Source organism: Streptomyces spinoverrucosus (assembly GCF_006539505.1).
GTDB classification, from domain to species: domain Bacteria; phylum Actinomycetota; class Actinomycetes; order Streptomycetales; family Streptomycetaceae; genus Streptomyces; species Streptomyces spinoverrucosus.
The window spans coordinates 1-18,342 of the sequence record NZ_BJND01000057.1 but is presented as its reverse complement, the minus strand read 5'-3'; the positions used below and the strand labels follow the sequence as shown (position 1 = coordinate 18,342).

Annotated in this window: 21 protein-coding genes and 1 pseudogene; 6 read left to right on the top strand and 16 right to left on the bottom strand. The window is 69.4% G+C overall.

What is annotated here, in order from left to right:
* Nucleotides 1-6: 6 nt before the first annotated feature.
* The 6 genes from SSP24_RS31840 to SSP24_RS31815 form a co-directional block, all read right to left on the bottom strand.
* Complete coding sequence (locus SSP24_RS31840) at nt 7-429, bottom strand: NUDIX hydrolase (protein WP_141313441.1); 423 nt, start codon at nt 427-429, stop codon at nt 7-9.
* The gene (locus SSP24_RS31835) at nt 426-1,079 is read right to left on the bottom strand and encodes a dTMP kinase (protein ID WP_141313440.1); all 654 of its coding nucleotides are present in this window, start codon (nt 1,077-1,079) and stop codon (nt 426-428) included. The genes SSP24_RS31840 and SSP24_RS31835 overlap by 4 nt, the downstream gene beginning before the upstream one ends.
* Complete coding sequence (locus tag SSP24_RS31830; protein WP_141313439.1) at nt 1,076-2,578, bottom strand: B12-binding domain-containing radical SAM protein; 1,503 nt, start codon at nt 2,576-2,578, stop codon at nt 1,076-1,078. Before SSP24_RS31830 ends, SSP24_RS31835 begins: the two co-directional genes overlap by 4 nt.
* Nucleotides 2,532-3,236 (bottom strand): DNA glycosylase family protein, encoded by a 705-nt coding sequence (locus tag SSP24_RS31825; protein WP_229865087.1) that lies wholly within the window; start codon nt 3,234-3,236, stop codon nt 2,532-2,534. Before SSP24_RS31825 ends, SSP24_RS31830 begins: the two co-directional genes overlap by 47 nt.
* Nucleotides 3,237-3,633: 397 nt before the next feature.
* A complete protein-coding gene (locus tag SSP24_RS31820) occupies nt 3,634-4,023 on the bottom strand; it encodes a hypothetical protein (RefSeq protein WP_229865089.1) in 390 nt (129 codons plus the stop codon).
* Nucleotides 4,023-4,259 carry a hypothetical protein gene (locus SSP24_RS31815; protein ID WP_174864758.1) on the bottom strand — a complete coding sequence of 79 codons (237 nt, stop codon included), beginning with the start codon at nt 4,257-4,259 and terminating at the stop codon, nt 4,023-4,025. The genes SSP24_RS31820 and SSP24_RS31815 overlap by 1 nt, the downstream gene beginning before the upstream one ends.
* A 326-nt stretch (nt 4,260-4,585) precedes the next feature.
* Between SSP24_RS31815 and SSP24_RS31810 the strand changes: the two genes are divergently transcribed.
* The gene (locus SSP24_RS31810) at nt 4,586-5,752 is read left to right on the top strand and encodes a helix-turn-helix transcriptional regulator (protein ID WP_141313436.1); all 1,167 of its coding nucleotides are present in this window, start codon (nt 4,586-4,588) and stop codon (nt 5,750-5,752) included.
* Nucleotides 5,753-5,759: 7 nt separating this feature from the next.
* Nucleotides 5,760-6,506, top strand: coding sequence for a 5-formyltetrahydrofolate cyclo-ligase (locus SSP24_RS31805; protein ID WP_229865091.1), 747 nt, complete (start codon nt 5,760-5,762; stop codon nt 6,504-6,506).
* A gap of 11 nt (nt 6,507-6,517) precedes the next feature.
* Here SSP24_RS31805 and SSP24_RS31800 read toward each other — a convergent pair whose 3' ends face one another.
* From SSP24_RS31800 to SSP24_RS31790, 3 genes are all read right to left on the bottom strand, one after another.
* Complete coding sequence (locus SSP24_RS31800) at nt 6,518-7,342, bottom strand: YceI family protein (protein ID WP_141313435.1); 825 nt, start codon at nt 7,340-7,342, stop codon at nt 6,518-6,520.
* Between the two features lie 75 nt (nt 7,343-7,417).
* Nucleotides 7,418-9,862, bottom strand: coding sequence for an MFS transporter (locus SSP24_RS31795; RefSeq protein WP_506005155.1), 2,445 nt, complete (start codon nt 9,860-9,862; stop codon nt 7,418-7,420).
* Nucleotides 9,863-9,988: 126 nt separating this feature from the next.
* Nucleotides 9,989-10,438, bottom strand: a complete 450-nt coding sequence (locus SSP24_RS31790; RefSeq protein ID WP_141313433.1) for a MarR family winged helix-turn-helix transcriptional regulator — start codon at nt 10,436-10,438, stop codon at nt 9,989-9,991.
* A gap of 182 nt (nt 10,439-10,620) precedes the next feature.
* Here SSP24_RS31790 and SSP24_RS31785 point away from each other — a divergent pair, with 182 nt between their 5' ends.
* On the top strand, nt 10,621-10,815 hold the full coding sequence (locus tag SSP24_RS31785; RefSeq protein WP_141313432.1) for a hypothetical protein: 195 nt from the start codon (nt 10,621-10,623) through the stop codon (nt 10,813-10,815).
* 44 nt (nt 10,816-10,859) lie between these two features.
* On the opposite strand, the gene SSP24_RS31780 is transcribed toward SSP24_RS31785, so the two are convergent.
* The 6 genes from SSP24_RS31780 to SSP24_RS31755 form a co-directional block, all read right to left on the bottom strand.
* Nucleotides 10,860-11,609: a hypothetical protein gene (locus SSP24_RS31780; protein ID WP_141313431.1), complete on the bottom strand. Its 750-nt coding sequence runs from the start codon at nt 11,607-11,609 to the stop codon at nt 10,860-10,862.
* 39 nt (nt 11,610-11,648) lie between these two features.
* The gene (locus SSP24_RS31775) at nt 11,649-12,563 is read right to left on the bottom strand and encodes an RNA polymerase sigma factor SigF (RefSeq protein ID WP_141313430.1); all 915 of its coding nucleotides are present in this window, start codon (nt 12,561-12,563) and stop codon (nt 11,649-11,651) included.
* A gap of 338 nt (nt 12,564-12,901) precedes the next feature.
* The gene (locus SSP24_RS31770) at nt 12,902-13,861 is read right to left on the bottom strand and encodes an RNA polymerase sigma factor SigF (RefSeq protein WP_141313429.1); all 960 of its coding nucleotides are present in this window, start codon (nt 13,859-13,861) and stop codon (nt 12,902-12,904) included.
* A 147-nt stretch (nt 13,862-14,008) separates the two neighbouring features.
* On the bottom strand, nt 14,009-14,302 hold the full coding sequence (locus SSP24_RS31765; RefSeq protein WP_141313428.1) for a Dabb family protein: 294 nt from the start codon (nt 14,300-14,302) through the stop codon (nt 14,009-14,011).
* Nucleotides 14,299-14,478 carry a hypothetical protein gene (locus SSP24_RS31760; protein ID WP_141313427.1) on the bottom strand — a complete coding sequence of 60 codons (180 nt, stop codon included), beginning with the start codon at nt 14,476-14,478 and terminating at the stop codon, nt 14,299-14,301. Before SSP24_RS31760 ends, SSP24_RS31765 begins: the two co-directional genes overlap by 4 nt.
* Before the next feature lie 117 nt (nt 14,479-14,595).
* Nucleotides 14,596-15,543 (bottom strand): ScbA/BarX family gamma-butyrolactone biosynthesis protein, encoded by a 948-nt coding sequence (locus SSP24_RS31755; protein ID WP_141313426.1) that lies wholly within the window; start codon nt 15,541-15,543, stop codon nt 14,596-14,598.
* A gap of 247 nt (nt 15,544-15,790) precedes the next feature.
* Here SSP24_RS31755 and SSP24_RS31750 point away from each other — a divergent pair, with 247 nt between their 5' ends.
* The 3 genes from SSP24_RS31750 to SSP24_RS31740 all read left to right on the top strand — a co-directional run bounded on the left by SSP24_RS31750 (nt 15,791) and on the right by SSP24_RS31740 (nt 18,100).
* Complete coding sequence (locus SSP24_RS31750) at nt 15,791-16,477, top strand: ScbR family autoregulator-binding transcription factor (protein WP_141313425.1); 687 nt, start codon at nt 15,791-15,793, stop codon at nt 16,475-16,477.
* 86 nt (nt 16,478-16,563) lie between these two features.
* A complete protein-coding gene (locus tag SSP24_RS31745; protein ID WP_141313424.1) occupies nt 16,564-17,280 on the top strand; it encodes an HAD family hydrolase in 717 nt (238 codons plus the stop codon).
* A 49-nt stretch (nt 17,281-17,329) separates the two neighbouring features.
* The gene (locus SSP24_RS31740) at nt 17,330-18,100 is read left to right on the top strand and encodes an SDR family NAD(P)-dependent oxidoreductase (protein ID WP_174864757.1); all 771 of its coding nucleotides are present in this window, start codon (nt 17,330-17,332) and stop codon (nt 18,098-18,100) included.
* Nucleotides 18,101-18,170: 70 nt separating this feature from the next.
* Here the strand turns inward: SSP24_RS31740 and SSP24_RS31735 are convergent.
* Nucleotides 18,171-18,342: pseudogene (locus SSP24_RS31735) on the bottom strand (AMP-dependent synthetase); the annotation flags it as partial.

Sequence of the window (18,342 nt, the reverse complement as noted above, 5' to 3'; positions counted from 1 at the left end):
CGAGGGTCACCAGCCGTGCAGCGTGAGCGTGCCGGTGCCGGAGAGGTAGCCATTCAGTCCTGCGGCGGGGTACTCGATGATGTCGTCCGGGAGGCCGTGCACGTCGAACCATCGCAGGTCGAGGCACTTGTCGGGCTCGCGGTTGGCGGGTTCGCCGGTCCACTCGGTGGCCAGGAAGAAGAAGCCGATACGGTCGCCCTCCGCGTGATGGTGGTGGACGACGTGGACCAGGCGCAGGTGCGCGGGGTCCACGGTGACGCCGGTCTCTTCGAGGAGTTCCCGCGCGGCGCCGTCGGGCAGCGACTCGCCGGGGTCGAGCTTCCCGGACGGGAGATGCCATCGACCGTGGCCGTAGGGGCCGCCGCGCTGGGACATCAGGATCTTGTCACCGTCGCGCAGGATCACGTGCGTGTCGAGGATGGTCGTCATCTGGTCACCGTGAGCGGATCGGGGTCACTGGGACCGACGTTACCGGGGCGGCGGCCGAGGGATGAGGCGATCTGTGCGGCTGCCTCCGACGGTGTGACGTTGCCGGTGTCGAGGACCAGGACGGGCACGTTCATGCCGCGCAGCGTCTCGGCGGCCTGCTCATACAGGGCGAGTTCGCGGGCGGGGATGGATGGGTCACGTTCGAAGCGGTGGTGTGCTCCGCGTGCCGTGAGCCGCTGCGCGATCACGTGTGGTTCGGCGGTGAGGATGACCGCGAGGTCGGGAAGTGTGATGCCGTCGTTGAGCGCCAGGAGGAAGGGCTCCGGTACGTCGTCGAGGCGTTGCACGACAAGGGTGGATGCGAGGTAGCGGTCACAGACGACCGTGTACCCGTCGGCGAGCCGGGGGTGTATCTCGTGGTCGAGGTGGTCGTATCGGTCGGCTGCGACGAGGCAGGCGAGAGCGTGTCCGCCGATGTCGTCGGCGTGGGCGCGGGTGAACGCGCCGATGGGGCGGGTGGACGGCTCGCATGTGGCGTGCACCCTGTGACCGTGGCCGTGCAGCATGTCGGCGAGGGTGCTGACGAGAGTGGACTTGCCGACGCCACCTGGGCCGTCCACGGTGACGAAGGTGCCGAGGTGGTGTGTCATGCGACCGCGCCCCCTTTGTTGCGCTTGTGCTGTTCGCGGGAGAGGGCGGCCAGATGTTCGCGGATCTCCGCGAGCGGAGTCTCGGCGAACTGGATGCCCACCGAGAAGTTGAATTCGTCGCGTCCGCGCATGGCCTCGTCCGCGCCGTGCTCGGTGAGGTCCACATCCCCGTACGCAAGCATCTGCCCGGGGTCGTGGCCGGTTTCGACCAGGCGGGACCAGATCGGTGTTCCGGGGTAGGGCCGGAACTCGAACACGGAGGCGCGGAAGGTGCCCGGTAATCGGCCGGACAGCGTCCACAGGCTGTGGATGTGCGAGACGGTTGCATCGAGGTCGTCGCGGCGCTCGCCGGGATAACCGAGGATGAAGTACCCCTTCACGTTGATGCCTCGCGCCATGAGACGACGCGCGACGGACGCCGTCATGTCGGCTGTGATCCGCTTGTCCATGGCCCTGAGCACGCGGTCACTGCCCGACTCGATGCCCAGCGCGACTTCGCGCAGTCCGTTCGCGGCGAGGGTGTCCAGCAGGGCGTCGTCAGCGCGGTGCAGGACGTTGATGCGGCCGGTGGCGTCCCATACGTACCGCTCGCCGATGCGATGCATGGTGAATGCCGTCATCGAGTCGCGGATGATGCGGTCCGCGCCTAGGAAGAGGTCATCCACGAATCGGAACGCGGTGACGCCGTGGTCGGCGTGCAGTCGTTCGAGCTCCGCGATGATTCCTTCCGGTGAGCGGGTACGGATCTTGATGTCAGGGTTGGCGGAGACGGCGGCGCCGCAGAACCCGCAGTCGTACGGGCAGCCGCGCGAGCCGACGATGTTGGCCTCGGTCCGACCGTCGTCGGCGCGGTACGGATCCTGTGGCAGGAACGCGCGGTTCACGAACGGCAAGGCGTCGATGTCCGGGGCGGTCCACTGGTGGACGTTCTTGCCCTGTGGGAGTCCGATGGCGTTGGTGCCGAGCCGATGATCCCGCCACATGACGGCGGGGAGTTCGGCGCGGCGCCGCTCGTCGTCGAGCAGTGCGGCCACGCGGGTTTCGCCCTCCCCCAGGATCAGCGCGTGCAGCCGCTTCATGCGGGGGTCGGCGAGCACGGTGGCAGGCATGGCCTTCGCGTGGTGTCCACCGACCATGAGACGGATGTCCTCGTCGAGGCCGTCGGCGATGCGCGCCGACAGCTCATACGTGGGGGCCAGGAGGTTCATGCCGACCCATCGGGGTTTCGCCTCGTTGATGGTGGCGATGGTCTCCGCCAGTCCGAGGCCGTGAGCCTCGGCGTCGAGTACGCCGACGTTGAACCCTTCCTGTGCTGCGTATGTGGCGATGTACGCCATGCCCAGGACGGGCAACGTGTAGTCGTTGACGCGGGGTCGCTGCTCGTAGTCGCGCAGGGGCGCGTTGACGAACAGCGCATCGAGGGCGCGGGAGGTGTCCGCGCCGTTGATGAGGTCAGGGGTGGCGCGGGGCGGTACCTCCGTTGTGCTGAGTGCGGGCATGGGTCCCCCAGGTGAGAGTGAACAGGGTCAGGGCATGGAGCTGTGGGCGGTCCGGCGCCCATCGGCGCCATCGGGCTTCGAATCCGCGCTCGTCGTCGGGCAGGATCACCGTGGGCGACGCCGCGCGTGCCCAGGTGCGGACCGCGAGGTCCCCGTGTGGGTAGACCGAGAAATCGCCGGTGTAATCGGCGGCGGCTGCCGATGCCGTCCATGGACCGATGCGCGGCACCTCGTCGAGTGCCTTGACGAGTTCATCGGGGCTCATGGCGGCCCAACGCTCGTGGTTGTGCTGGTAGGCAGTGGCAGCGGCCTGTAGGGCGGTGCGGTGGAACTTCGCGCCGGCGTCGGCGAACGCCTCGTCCGGGAGTCGCAAGACGGTCCGCGGGTCGGGCGGCACGGCCATCGGTCCGGCCGGAGTGTCCACGCTCCGGCCGTGCTCCGCGCACCACCGCCGGTAGACCTTGCGCGCCTGTGCCGCGCGTACGACCTGGCGCAGGATGGCCGTGGTGATCGCGTCCCACAGGGACGGGTTGGTGAGACGGGCGACCGTGCCGAGAGCCATGAGAGGGCGGAGGAACGGTTCCGGAGCCTTGCCGTGCGGAAGTTGGGCCGAGGGCGTGCGGGACAGCAGCGGTGCGGCGTTGTCCGCTGCGTCCACAGGGCGTAGATCGAGCGCCTCGCTGCTCCACTGGGCGAACCAGACGGCGCCGTCATGGTGGACGACTCGCGCGGCCTGTCCGTCGGCGTCGGTGATCCATGCGGGGTGATCGGTGATCAGCGTCGTACTCAGGGGTCCGTCTCCACTCGTGGGACCGGTGCGGCGGGCGGGGTGCTCGTCGTCGGCCCCTATCTAACGAGGCAGGCGGGTCATGTGGCGTGGGACTGCGCGGCACGACGTATTTCTTCCCTTCTGCCGTCGGTGCGGACGGGCTTGTGGCTTTCGACTGCGCGGGAGCTACTCATCGCGTGTCACGCGGGCGTGGTCGGTCACGACACGGCGAAAGAAGACGTGGCCCGTGCGCCCTGCGTGCCGTAGCGATACGCGGCGCGCGGGCTCACTGGGAGCCTCCCGACTCGGTGTCATCGGGGACGTCAGGGCTGGAGCCGGCGATGTCTCCAGCGTCTTCGTCCTCCTCGATGTCCGTAACTCGTGCGGAAAGACGCAGCCCGCGCGACTCGGCGACTCGCAGTGCATCGCTGAGGCACTCGGCGAGCCGAATCCCGGCGTAGCGCAGTTCGGCGTGCGGGGACATGGGGTCGTTCAGCACCTTGCGGGCGCAGGCGAGCACGTCGGCGCCCGTGGCCAGTTGCACGGCTTCTGTGTGGTCGGCAAGGCGTGACAGATATCCGTCCTCCCCGTCGGTGACGAGGAAGCACGGCTTGCTCTCGGGGGACGTCCATGGGAGGAGGCGAAGTGGGGTGATGGCTTTCGAGGCAGATTCCATCAGACGGCCACCTGTCCCGCGCCGATCAAGTGTCGGCCGAGGTCGATCCCGAAGTCCGTGGCGACCACGAGGCGCTGGCGCTGCCTGCGCGCGCATTCCTGTTCGTGGGCGGTGAGGTAGGGGCGTACGAGGCGGCATTCGGCGCCGTCGAGGGGGAGGTGGAAACCGTAGGGGGAACGGTGGAGGGGGAGGGAGGGGCACGCGGGGTGGGAACCGGCGGTGAAATGAGGCGCCACTGGGCGTGGGGCGGCGGATTGCCCACCCGCGCGGCGCTTTCCAGGGCCAGGGGCGAACAGAACCCTCAACCATTTCGCGAGGCGACGGATAAGGTCGTGCATGTCGGTCTGCTCCGTTCAGGTCGGCCGTGCCCCGGGAGGTCAGCCCACCTCGCCGGGGTTTGACGTCTGTCAGTCGTTCGGTGCAGATCCAGGGAACCGCTCCCTGCTGCCGCGAACCAGAGCAGAATTGACGCGTGGATGAGGCATCCACGACGCATCACCGGGCATGACCTGGTGATCTCTTCCTCCGGAAATCGTGAGGAACGACGCGGGGAGATCGTTCCATGGCTCTGAAACGGCACAGCCTGGTGAGCCGCCGCCGGGCGGTGGGCCTCACGCAGGAGAGCCTCGCCGAGGCACTGCGGGTGGAACGCTCCACCGTCGCGCGCTGGGAGTTGGGGAAGACAGCGCCGCAGCCGTGGATTCGGCCGCGGCTGGCGGAAGTGCTGAGAGTCGGTGTGGAGGAGCTGACCGAACTCCTGGTCGTCTCGTCCACCGACGAGCAGCCTCTCGCCGAGCGCACGGGGTACGCCATGCGCCACCCGTCCCGTGTAGATCTATCGACGGTCGCCGAGCTCCGCAACAGCTTGGACTCCCTGGGTGAGCGCTACGACCGTGTGCCCTCGGCGACGTTACTGGCGCGAGCCGCCGAACACGCGAGCCAGGTTGCCTTCCTCGCCAGAGAGACTCCGTGTGGGCGGGTACAGCGCGAGATGCGCATGCTTCAGGCGGATGTGGCGACGTTCATGGGCCAACTCATCTGGGATGCGTCCCAGCGCCGAGACCACACCACGGCCCGCTCGTACTACGCGCAGAGTGTCGAAGTAGCTCGCCATCTTGGCGACCCGAACACAGAAGGGCACGCCCTCTTACGGACCTGCTACGTGGCCCTCTACGGGGCCAACGACTACCAAGAGGGCCTGGCCTTGGCACTCCAGGCAGCCCGTACGGCCCGGCACACCAGCCACGTCCTCACGGGGCTCGCCATGCTGCACGCCGCGGAGGCGTATGCCTATCTGGGCGAAGCAGGTGAGTGCGAACGCGCCCTGACAGGTGCCGAAACGCACCTGAGCCAGGTCCACGGGGCTGACGCGGCTCATGAGCTGTTCTCCCCGACTCACTTCGGCCGCCTGGCCGGCTCCTGCTATCTCTCACTCGGCGACTACCGCAAAGCCGAAGAACTCCTGGCTTACACCGCCGCCGCACTGCACGACCGACGCAAGTCCCGGGCGATCGTCCTCGGCAACCTCACTCTGGCCCGCCTCCGGGACGGCGACCTGGATGCCGCAGTCGCCGCGTTCAACGACGCTGTAAGCGAACTGCACGGCACACGCGGAGCTGGTGGGATGAACATCATCTTCCGGGCCGTCCGAGAGATGCGCCCATGGCGGAACGAACCTGCGGTGCAGGACGCACAGGATCGGCTCATGGCGTTGATGGAAGCAGCATGACCAAGGCATGAAGGAGCCCCGCATGCGTGCAACGATTGACCAGGAGAAGCAGCAAGTACGCGAGAGGGTCTGGGATCTGCTCGACGCGTCGAGCGCCGTTCTCGACACGACGGCTCATGGCCGCATCCCGAACTTCAAAGGCTCCGAAACCGCCGCAGAGCGACTCGCCGCGCTGAAGCCCTGGCACAACGCACGCGTCATCAAGGCCGTACCCGACAAAGCCCAACTGCCCGTGCGCGCTCTCGCTCTCGCTGAGGGAAAGACCGTCTTCATGGCGGTGCCGAAACTCGCCGACTCGCGCCCCTTCTACCTCCTCGACCCCGCCGTGCTCTCCGTCCCACCGCAGGAGGCGGCCTCCAGCAAGATCGCAGCAACTGTGGCTCCACGAGTCGATGTCGCGGATCTCCAACCCGTCGACATGGTGGTCGTCGGGAGCGTCGCGGTAAATCGGGCGGGTGTGCGCATCGGCAAGGGAGCCGGGTATTCAGATCTTGAGTTTGCGTTCCTGATGGAGGCAGGACTGATCAGCGACCGCACGGTGGTCGTGTCCACGGTCCACTCGCTCCAGGTGCTGGACGAGGACCTCCCGGCAACTGATCACGACTTCGGGGTGGACCTGATCGTCACACCCGACGAGGTCATCTTCTGCCCGTCACCGCATCGCCCGGCCGGACTGGTCTGGGAGCACCTGGATGCACAGAAGATCGCTTCCATCCCGGTCCTCGCAGCCCGTGCGTCGGCGAAGCGGCGCTGACGCGCTCGCCCTCACGCCACCGGCAGCGACTCCCCCTGCACCGCCTGAATGTCCAGCTCCACCCTCAGCGTCGTACCAATGGCCGCGATCCCCGCCTGTACGACCTGGTTGTAGTTCATCGCGAAGTCGTCCCGGTGCAGTTCCGTCGTCGCGCGGAACGCCGCCCGCGTCCCGCCCCACGGGTCGGGTCCGGTCCCGAGGTAGGCCAGGTCCAGGTCCACCGGGCGTACGACGCCGTGCATGCCCAGTTCGCCGTGTACCGTCCAGCGGTCGGTACCCGTGGCCGCCGTGACCCCCGTCGAGCGGTAGGTGATCTCCGGGTACCGCTCGACGTCCAGGAAGTCGGCGGAGCGAAGATGCCCGTCCCGCATGCCGTTCCCGGTGTCGATGGACGCAGCCCGGATCACCGCCTCCACCCGGGACTTGGTGACGTCGTCCGGCGCTATCTCGATGGCGCCCGAGAACTGCGTGAACCGGCCCCGCACGCTGGAGATCCCCAGGTGCTGGGCGACGGCGGCGACCGTGGAGTGCGCCGGGTCGATCGTCCACGGCCCCGGCGGCGGCAGCTCCGTCCCGCCCTGGCGGGCCAGCGTCACCGTGCCGACCTCCGCCCGCCCGCTCGCCGTGACGATCGCGCTCGCGGCGGCGGGCGCGTAGCCGACGGCGGTGACGATGACGGTGTACGCCCCCGGGGGCAGCGGATTCGCGTCCCGTACCGTCCCCTCCGCGTCCGCCTCCACGCGCAGCACCTGCGTTCCGGTCATGTCCGTCACGGTGACGACCGCGTGCGACACGGCCCATCCGTCCCGGGTACGGATCCTCGCGGTCAGTCCCATGTCCTTCAACAACTCCCTGTACTGGAACCGGCCCGTGACGGGGCACCCGCCACGGGCCGGTTCCGATCTCGTGGATTACTCGCCGGGGTGGGCGAGTTCGATGTCGTGGCTGTCGACGCCCCTGCCGGTGACCGTCAGCGCGGTCGCCACCGGCGGGTAGCCGGTCGCGATCACCGTGTACTCGCCGCCGTTCAGGTCGGTGAAGGCGTACGCCCCGTCCGTCCCGGTCGTCGCGGTGCCGACGACGTTGCCCGCCGCGTCGACCAGCGTCACGCGCGCGTCGGCCAGCGGCCCGTGCGGCGCCCGCACGACGCCCTGCACCTGGGCCCCCGCGTCCAGGTCGACCTCGACCCGGGTGACGCCGGTGCCGCCCACCTCGACGGGCAGCGCGCGCGGCCGGAAGCCGGCGGCGTTGACGGCGACGGTCACCGGCCCGGGCACCAGCTCGGCGAAGCCGAACTCGCCCTGCTCACCGGTGGTCTGGCTGGCCAGCAGGTCGCCGCGCACATCGGTCACGATCACCATCGCGTCCTTCACCGGCAGCGCGCTCCCGGCGGCCCGCACCACACCGGTCAGCCCGCTGGTGCCGCTGAGCAGGATGTCGTACGACACCGGCTCACCGTTCACGACGATCGTGGACGCCTGCGGCTGGAAGCCGTCGGCGGAGGCGATCAGGACGTACGAACCCGTGCCCGGCGCGTCCACCCCGTAGGAACCGTCGACCTGCGCGACCGAGCGGCCGAGCTGACGGCCGGAGAGCGAGATCAGCGTGACGGCGGCCTGCGGGACGGGCGCGTTCTCGGCGCCGCGGACGAAGCCGCGGACGGGCACCCCGCCACCGGAACCGGGGGACTCCTCGGCGCGGACCGCCGTGGCGACGGCGGCCAGCCGCTGGGTGCCCTCCGGAGCCGTCTGCGTCTCGGACGTGACGGCCCAGCTCGGGACCCGCTCCTGTGCCACGGGGGCGGCGGGAGCCTCGGCGGCCGTCGGCTCGTCCGTCTCCGCCGCCTGCGCCAGCGCCCCCTTCGTCCTCAGCGGGACCTCCTTGATGAACAGCGAGCACAGCAGCGCGAGCAGCGCGACCGGCGCGGCGTAGAGGAAGACGTCCGCGATGCCGTGGCCGTACGCACTCTCCAACAGGGTGCGGATCGGGCCCGGCAGCGCGTCCAGGTCCGGGATGCTGCCGCTGGAGTTCGAGCCTGCCAGTGCCGCGGCCGACTGCGGGTCGAGGGCGGAAGCGCCCTCCTCGACGTAGTGCTTGATCCGGTGGGTAAGCACCGCGCCCAGCGCGGAGACGCCGACGGCGCCGCCGAGGGAGCGGAAGAAGTTCACCACCGAGCTGGCGGCGCCCAGGTCGCTCGGGGCCACCTGGTTCTGCGTGGCGAGCACCAGGTTCTGCATCATCATGCCGACGCCGAGCCCGAGCAGCGCCATGTAGACCGCCACGTGCCAGTACTCGGTGTCGTACCGGATGGTGCCGAGCAGGCCGAGCCCGCCGGTCACCAGCACACCGCCGGCCAGCAGCCACGCCTTCCAGCGGCCGGTGCGGGTGATGATCTGCCCGGAGATGGTGGAGGAGAGGAACAGACCGGCGATCAGCGGGATGGTCAGGACGCCGGACATGGTCGGCGACTTGTCCCGGGCCAGCTGGAAGTACTGGCTGAAGAAGATGGTCCCGGCGAACATCGCGATGCCGACGAACAGCGAGGCCAGCGACGCCAGCGTGATGGTGCGGTTGCGGAACAGCCGCAGCGGGATGATCGGCTCGCTCGCCCTGGTCTCGATCAGCAGGAAGATCGCGAGCAGCGCGACCGTGCCGCCGACCATGGCGTACGTCTGCCAGGACACCCAGTCGTACTTGTCACCGGCGAAGGTCACCCAGACCAGCAGCAGGCAGACCGCGGCGGTGATGAAGAAGGCGCCCGCCCAGTCGACCTTGACCCGCCGCTTGACGACCGGCAGGTGCAGGGTGCGCTGGAGCACGATCAGGGCTATGACGGCGAAGGGGACGCCGACGTAGAAGCACCAGCGCCAGCCGAGCCAGTCGGTGTCGGTGATGACACCGCCGATCAGCGGGCCGCCGACCATCGCGGTCGCGAACGTCGCGCCGAGGTAGCCGTTGTAGCGGCCGCGCTCACGCGGGGAGATCATCGCCGCGAGGATGATCTGGGCCAGCGAGGACAGACCACCCATGCCGACGCCCTGGACGGCGCGGAAGGTGATCAGCATCGCCGGGTTCTGCGACAGACCGGCCGCCGCCGAGCCCAGCACGAAGATCACCAGGGCGAACTGGATCAGCAGCTTCTTGGAGAAGAGGTCGGCGAGCTTGCCCCACAGCGGGGTGGACGCCGTCATCGCCAGCAGCGACGCGGTCACCACCCAGGTGTAGGCGCTCTGGCCGCCGCCGAGGTCCTTGATGATGTCGGGCAGGGCGTTGGAGACGATCGTCGAGGACAGGATCGCCACGAACATGCCGAGCAGCAGTCCGGTCAGCGCCTCCATGATCTGCCGGTGCGTCATCGGGGCGCCGGAGGCCTGCGAGCCGTGGGCGCCTCCTCCGTGCCTGGCGTGGGCCCGCACACCGGCTGGTGTGGATGTTGCCATGGGCTTCCTTTTCTCTTACGTGGTGTTCGCGGGTGTACGGGGTTACGTGTTCGCGGGTGTACGGGTGCAGTCGTCGAAGCTCGCCCGGAGCCGGGTCATCAGCTGGGTCAGCTGACCGACCTCGTCGTCGGTCCAGTCGCTCAGGCGCCGGGCGAGCAGGTGTGTGGTCCGCCGGGACAGCTCGTCGAGCGTGTCCCGGCCGCTGGGCGTCAGGCGGAGGATCCGCGAGCGCTTGTCCGCCGGGTCGGGGGACCGCTCGATCCAGCCCCGCTCGGCGACGTGCGCGACATGGCGGCTGGTCACCGACATGTCCACGCTCAGTAGCTCGGCGAGCCTGCTCATGCGCATGTCGCCGTGCCGGCCGAGGAGCGTCAGGACGGCGGCGGAGCCGGCCGGGCACTCGGGTGGCAGAATCCGCCCCATCTCCCGCTTCACGGCGCCGAAGGCGCTGAACTGACGCGCCAGTTCCTCGTACTGCGCCCGCTCTGCCATGACCTCTCCCAGTTCAGTTGCTTAGAGCAACCATAGAAAGGTTGGTTGCCACAGGCAAACGAAATCGGGGCTTCGGCCATAAAAACTTGGCAAAGGCAAGTATTGCGAGCGTAAACGCGCAGGTCGGACCCCTGCGACCCCCACTTGGGCAGCCCCCGGCGTTTTCGCTAGGGTCTCGGGGCATGGCTAACAACCAGGGTCCCCAGGGCAACCACGACCCCGCAGGCAGCACCCAGATGTTCCGTGCGTTCGTCGACGAGTCCCCGCAGGGCCGGCAGCAGGCGCCCGCTCCGGCGGGCCCGCGGATCGGGCTGATCGTCGGCATCGTGGCGGCCGTCGCCATCGTCGCCGCGGTCGCCTGGCTCGCGCTGAAGTAACGGGCCGAGGTCGGGTGACCGACCGCGCCGAAGCAACCGTCCCTTCACTCCCACTCGACCGAGACGTCCCGCGTCTCGATGTGCATGCCGAGCGGCACCCGCCAGGACTCGACGCACACCGTCCAGGTCCGCTCCGTCCGCGCGCCGGGTGCGATCGGCGCCGGGAGGGCCTCGGTCGACTCGATCGTCCCCCAGTCGATGCCGAGCACGCCGATGATGTGCGTGCCGAAGGTGACCGTGCCGGAACGGACCGCGGTTCCGCCGGTGTTGTGGAAGGCGACGGTCACCTTCTCGCACCACCGCTTGTCGGTGGGCTCCCGCACGGGTGTGCCCACGGTCAGTGCGGCGGGTGCGGCGGGTGCGGCGGGCGTGGGTGAGGGCGTCGGAGGCCGCGAAGGCGTCTCCGTGTGACCGGGACTCGCGCCGTCGGCCGAGGGTGGGCCGGAATCGGGGACCGACGGGGTGGCGGGAACGCCGCTCGTGGGGCCAAGGGCGCCGCTCGTGCCCGGTGCGGGCTCCGGCGCCCGGCTCGGGGGAGATGAACTCGGTACGCCGCGCGACGCGTTGTCCGCGCCCGGCGCCGTCCCGGCTCCGTCGAGCGGCACCAGCCGTACCCCCTCCGTCGGCGCCACCGCCGTACGCCCGGACGGGCCGCCGCCCGCGCCGACGGCCACGTATCCGTCGTCGGCGCCGCCTCCTGCGTACCCGGCCACTACGGCGCCCGCGCACACGACGGCCGCCGACGCGCCGATCACGGCGCGGCGGCGGCCACGGGTCCAACTCCTGGGAAGCATCGCGCCAGTGTGGCTGACGCTCCGTCAGGAAGGAAGGGTTCAGTCGGAGATCAGGCCCTCGCGCAGCTGGGCCAGGGTGCGGGTGAGGAGGCGGGAGACGTGCATCTGGGAGATGCCGACCTCCTCGCCGATCTGGGACTGGGTCATGTTGGCGAAGAAGCGCAGCATGATGATCCGCCGCTCGCGGGGCGGGAGTTTGGCCAGCAGCGGCTTGAGGGACTCGCGGTACTCCACGCCCTCCAGCGCGCTGTCCTCGTAGCCGAGCCGGTCGGCCAGGGAGCCTTCGCCGCCGTCGTCCTCGGGGGCCGGGGAGTCCAGCGAGGAGGCCGTGTAGGCGTTGCCGACCGCGAGGCCGTCGACGACGTCCTCCTCGGAGACGCCGAGCACGGTGGCGAGTTCGGTGACCGTCGGGGAGCGGTCCAGCTTCTGGGAGAGCTCGTCGCTGGCCTTGGTGAGCGCGAGACGCAGCTCCTGGAGGCGGCGCGGCACCCGCACCGACCACGAGGTGTCCCGGAAGAACCGCTTGATCTCGCCGACGACCGTCGGCATCGCGAACGTCGGGAACTCCACGCCGCGTTCGCAGTCGAACCGGTCGATCGCCTTGATCAGGCCGATCGTGCCGACCTGGACGATGTCCTCCATCGGCTCGTTGCGGGAGCGGAAGCGGGCCGCCGCGTACCGCACGAGGGGGAGGTTGAGCTCGATCAGGGTGTCCCGGACGTACGCCCGTTCGGGGCTGTCCTCGTCGAGCGCGGCGAGCCGGAGGAACAGGGAGCGGGACAGGGTGCGGGTGTCGATGGCCTCCGAGGTGGACGGAAGGGCCGGGGCCGGCGCGGCCGCAAGGGCCGGGACGTCATCGATGGGGCCGAGCGCGTCATGCGCGTCGAGCGCCTCGGGCGCTGTCTCGCTCTTGGTGAGCGTGAGCACCTTCGAGCTGCCCTGGTCTGCGGACATGCCACCCCCTTTGGGTCGCGGGACGGTCGCGGCGTAACGCTCCTCGTGCGGAGCGCAGCCTTCACCTGAATACCGGCGCCGGGGCACCGGCAAACGCGCTTCCCGCAGAATGTCACATGTCGGCAACACGCTGTAGTGACATGTCGACATGCGAGATGCGAATACGCCCTGGAAAAAGGGGGTCTGACGGTTTTTCGGGACCTGTCTGTCGGCAAAGGGCCTGGTGAGCGATTCGCTCTCGACGGTGATACGTCGATCCTGCTTTCGGTTGTGCGCCGGTTCGATTCGCGGTTGTGCCAGTGATCCCGTCAGCGGTTGCGCCGAACGGGGGACACCGGTTACGCGTCGATGCGATTCGCCGAACGCAGGCGCTGGAAGCTACGCGCGAGTAGCCGGGAGACATGCATCTGGGAGACGCCGAGTTCCGCGCTGATCTGTGACTGCGTCAGATTGCTGTAGTAACGCAGCAGCAGGATCCGCTGCTCGCGCTCGGGGAGCTGGACGAGCAGATGCCGTACGAGGTCGCGGTGCTCGACGCCGTCCAGGGCCGGGTCCTCGTAGCCGAGCCGGTCGAGCAGCCCGGGCAGGCCGTCGCCCTCCTGGGCCGCCTCCAGCGAGGTGGCGTGGTACGAGCGCCCGGCCTCGATGCAGGACAGCACCTCCTCCTCGGTGATGCGCAGCCGCTCGGCGATCTCGGCCGTGCTCGGGGTGCGCCCGAAGGCGGTGGTCAGGTCCTCGGTGGCGCTGTTGACCTGCACCCACAGCTCGTGCAGCCGGCGCGGTACGTGGACCGTGCGGACGTTGTCCCGGAAGTACCGCTTGATCTCGCCGACGACCGTGGGCATCGCGAAGGTCGGGAACTGCACGCCCCGGTCCGGGTTGAAGCGGTCGATGGCGTTGATGAGGCCGATGGTGCCGACCTGGACGACGTCCTCCATGGGCTCGTTGCGGGAGCGGAACCGGGCGGCCGCGTAGCGCACCAGCGGGAGGTTGGCCTCGATGAGCGCCCCACGCACCCGGGCGTGTTCCGGTGTGCCCGGCTCCAGCTTCTTGAGCTGGGCGAACAGCACCTGGGTGAGCGCCCTGGTGTCGGCGCCCCGGCTGCTGCGTTGTGGCGCGGGCTCGGGTGCGGGGGCGGGTTCTGGTGTGGGTTCGGTTTCTGGGGCCGATGTGGGTGCGGGTTCTGCTTCCGGTGTGGTTGCGGGTGCCGGTGCGGATGCTTCTGGGGCCGGTGTCTCCTGGGGCGGGGCTTGAGGCGCAGTACTGGCCGGCACGGTCAACTCCACCTCGTGATCCATCAACTCATCCGTCAAAAGCGGTCATAGCATCACAAGACATGTCCACTGTGTGCAAGCACCGCATAATGCCGTGTTGAGGGCAAGTTGGGGCATAAGACGCGCAGGAGCCCCCCGCCGTTCCGGCGGAGGGCTCAGCGGTTGTGCGCTCTAGAACTCGTAGTCGGCGATCACCCATGTGGCGAACTCCCGCCACAGCGTGACGCCCGCCTGGTGTTCCGGGTGCTCCACGTACCGGCGCAGGGCGGCCTGGTCCTCGAACGACGAGTTGATGGCGAAGTCGTACGCGATCGGGCGATCGCTGAAGTTCCAGCCGAGTTCCCAGGAGCGGATCTCCGGGATCTTCCCGTCGAGGGCGCGGAACATCTCCACGCCCTCGACCACACGGGGGTCGTCGCGGTCGACGCCCTCGTTGAGCTTGAACAGGACCAGGTGGCGGATCATGACTTTCCTCCGTTGGCGACCCAGGTCATGAAGTCGCCGATGGCCTTGGCGGCGTCCGATATGCCCTCGAACCCTATCTGGACGTAGTCCGCCGCCTTGGCGGGATCAGTGATGATCAGATACAGCGCGAAGACCACGAGTACATAGACGGCGATCTTCTTCGAATTCACCGCCACCGCGGCCTCCCCTTGCGCCTGCCGTGCCTCTTGGAACGCCTGTTTGTCGGCCGCGAGTGTAGCTTCACGTCGTATTTGACGACCAACGGCGCGCTGAACGGCGTCCGCACGACGGCGTCACAGGCCGGGCGCCGACTCCAGGGTGACATCCGCCGAGAAGATGCGGGCGCCATTCTGTTCGAGCGTCACCAGCACGCGCCGGCGGCCCTGTGCGTCGGAGGGCAGCGGGTCGGTCCAGACCCAGCACGGCGCGTCGAACTCGGCGTAGCGGATGAACTCGGTGTCCATCGCGACCACCGTCGACGGACGGGCGGCCATGCTGTGGGCCGCCTGCCGGGCCGCCTCCAGCAGCAGCATGCCCGGGGCGTGGTCGACGGGGTGGTCGAACAGGATCGGGTGCGTGAGGTCCACCCGCAGCTGCCACCGGTTCGGAGTCTCGGTGGGCGACAGCACCACGTCCTCGGGCCGTTCCCGGGCCACCAGGTCCGGGTCGGCCGCCGGGCCGGGCGGCAGGGCCCGCTCCCGGGCGCGGTCGAGGTCGGCGTACGCCCCGCGCAGCCGCTGGTAGACGGCCGGCGGCTGGTTGTTGAAGCGGGTGCGCGCGGTGCCGAGGCGCTGGCCGTTCAGGGCGATGTCCACCGCCATGGTCAGCGCGGCCAGCCGGGCGCCCCGCCGGACTATGTCCGAGCAGCCGATCCGCAGCTCCAGCTCGGCCGGGGCGGTGGTGGCGACCAGGGCGACCGAGTTCAGGTCGAAGCGGAGGTGCTCCCAGGCCTGCCGGTGGCCCAGCGGTACGCCGTACGCGACATGCGACAGCAGCGGTACGGCCTGCCGTACGGACTCGGCCAGCAGCAGGGGGTCGTGCAGCCCGTGCACCGGGCGGTAGAAGGAGTGCCGCCGGGGCCAGTGCGCGGTGACGCTGTAGGAGTCGGACCCCCGGGGGCGCCAGCTGGAGAGCAGCACCTCCGCTCCGTTCGTCTTGTGCACATGGCGCTGGAGTACCGCCAGGGCGGGCGCGGTGGGCGCCGGGTTTTCGACCGTTCTGTGCTGAAGTGCTCCGGACATGCTGAATCCCCCAAAGGCTCGATTGTGGATCTTCGGCGCACGGCGTGTGCGGAAGCCGTGGATGCGAGCGCGTGGCAACAACATAAAGAGCGTTCTTTTTTGTAGCACCAAGGGAAGGTAAAGAGTTCTTCTGTGTTTGGTCAAGGGAGGAGGGGTAGTGTCCGGGATTTGGGGTGTTGGGAGGGTTGCCAACGGGGTCGGGCGCGCCGATAACATAAGGAGCGTTCTACTTTTTGGAGGTACAGCCATGGCAGGTGCCAAGCAGGAGCGAGCAGTGCAGACCCGGGAGACGCTCCTGCAGGCGGCCGCCGAGGTCTTCGACGAGTACGGCTACGCGGGCGCGAGCATCAACCGCATCCTGAAGCGGGCGGGGCTCACGGCCGGGGCGCTCTACTTCCACTTCGAGTCGAAGGAGGGCCTGGCCCGGGCGGTGATGAACAGTCAGCCCGACACCATCGTCCCGTGGCTGGACTCCAAGGGCCTGCAACGGCTCGTGGACATCACGCTCGTCTGGGCCCAGCGGCTCCAGCTCGATCCGCTGCTGCGGGCGGGCGTCCGGCTCACCAACGAACAGACGTCCTTCGGTGTGCGGGACGCCTCTCCGTACGACGAGTGGGCCGGGATCATGGCCGAATGCCTGCACGACGCCCATGCGCGCGGGGAGCTCCAGGCCGGGGTGGACCCGGACGAGGTCGGTGAGTTCGTGGTCGAGGCGTGTACGGGTATGCAGATGTACTCGGCCGTGGCGAGCGGGCGCGCCGATCTGATGGAGCGGGTCACGCGGATGTGGCGGCTGATGCTGCCCGGGATCGCGGTCCCGGCGATCGTGGCGCGCATCGAGGTGGGGGCGGACCGGGTGCGCACGGCTACGGCGGCGGCGACGGCGGCTGCGTCTGCCGCGGCGACGGGGCCGGGGCCGGAGTCGGCGAGCTGAGGTTGCCGTAGGGCTCTCTTCGAGTTCCGGGCGTTCCTCGCGCTTCTCGCCGTTGCTTGAGTTGCTTTTTCCTAGGGAGGGGTTTCATGTCGCACGGATTCGAACGGCTGCGGCTCGCCGCGCTGAACATCGACGGGGTGCTGCTGAACGACACGTTCAGCCCGGTGATACGGCAGTTCATCGTAGGCCGGGGCGGTCAGTACACGGCCGAGCTGGAGCGGGCGGTCTTCTCGCAGCCGCAGCACATCGCCGGGCAGAACATGGCCGCCGCGATACCCGGCGACCTGACCGGACCGCAGGCCCTCGCGGCGTACTTCGAGGAGCGCGAGGCGTACGTCACCCAGCACCCCGTCGTCGTCATGGACGGCGCGATCGAGCTGGTCGAGCGGCTGCGGGCGCTGGGCCTGCGCACGGTCTGCTACGGCGGGCTGCCCGCCGCCCACTTCGAACGCTTCCTCGGCGAGCACGCCGGCCTGTTCGACGGGCCGGGCTATGTGTGCACCAACGACTTCCGGCCCGGCATCCGCGAGATCACCACGGAGGTCTTCGGACTCCGTTACGACGAGGCGGTGTTCGTCGACGACGTGGCCCGGGTCGCCGAGGCAGCGAGGGAACTGGGGGTGGCGTTCATCGGGCACCCCACGTCGTACGAGCACAGCCACCAGCCCCGGTTGATGCGGGAGGCGGGCGTGCGGTACCTGGTGGATTCGCTGGACGCGATCGACGAGCGGATGCTGCGGGACGTGGACGCGGAGGTCGCCCGGGGGGAGTTCTGGGCGGCGGGGTTCGCGCCCGTCAAGTAGGGGCAGTCAAGGGTGTTCCAGGAAAGCCTTTCAGGGGGGTTCAGTTCGTATGCGTGAGGAGCAGCTGATGCTGGGCGGCCGGGTGGCGATGATCACCGGGGCCTCCAGCGGTATCGGCGCGGCGGCCGGGCGGCTGTTCGCGGCGGAGGGGGCCGCGGTGGTGCTGATGGCCCGGCGTGAGGAGCGGCTGCGGGCGGTGGCCGAGGAGATCGCCGCGTCCGGTGGCCGGGCCCTGGTGGCCGTCGGTGACGTGGCGGTGGAGAAGGACGTGGAGCGGGCCGTCGAGGCGGCGGTCCGGGAGTTCGGGCACCTGGACTGCGCCTTCAACAACGCGGGGTTCGCCAGCTCGGGCACCGCCCTGCACGAGATGGACGGCGAGCTCTTCGACCACACCATGGACGTCAACGTGCGCGGGGTGTGGAACTGCCTGCGCCACCAGATACCCGCGATGCTCCAGCGGGGCGGCGGCGCGATCGTCAACACCTCCAGCGTGGCCGGCCTGAGGGCCACCGGCGCCTCCGCGGCTTACGTGGCCGCCAAGCACGCCGTGATCGGCCTGACCCGGGCCGCGGCCGCCGAGTACGGGGAGCGGGGGGTGCGGGTCAACGCCCTGGTCGTGGGCAGCACCCGCACCGAGATGATGGACGAGATCCTGCGCCAGACCCCGGAACTGGAGGAACGTTTCGCGGCCCACGCGATCCAGAAGCGGATGGCGTCACCCGTGGAGATCGCCCGGACCGCGGCGTGGCTGTGCGGCGACCGCTCGTCGTTCGTGACGGGCGCGGCGGTGCCGGTGGACGGGGGCGCGACGGCGATCTGACGCCCCTCTGCGGCATCCGGTACGGCCGTCGTCCGCCCCTGGACGGCGGCCGTACTCGTGTCGCGCGGGCTCAGACGAACTCCTCCTCGCGGTACTCACTCGCCGACCCCGCTGCCGTGGCCTCGCGCAGCTCGATACGCCGGATCTTGCCGGACACGGTCTTGGGCACCGGGCCGAACTCCAGTCGGCGGATGCGCTTGTACGGCGCGAGGGTCTCGCGGGAGTGCTCGAACAGCTTCTTC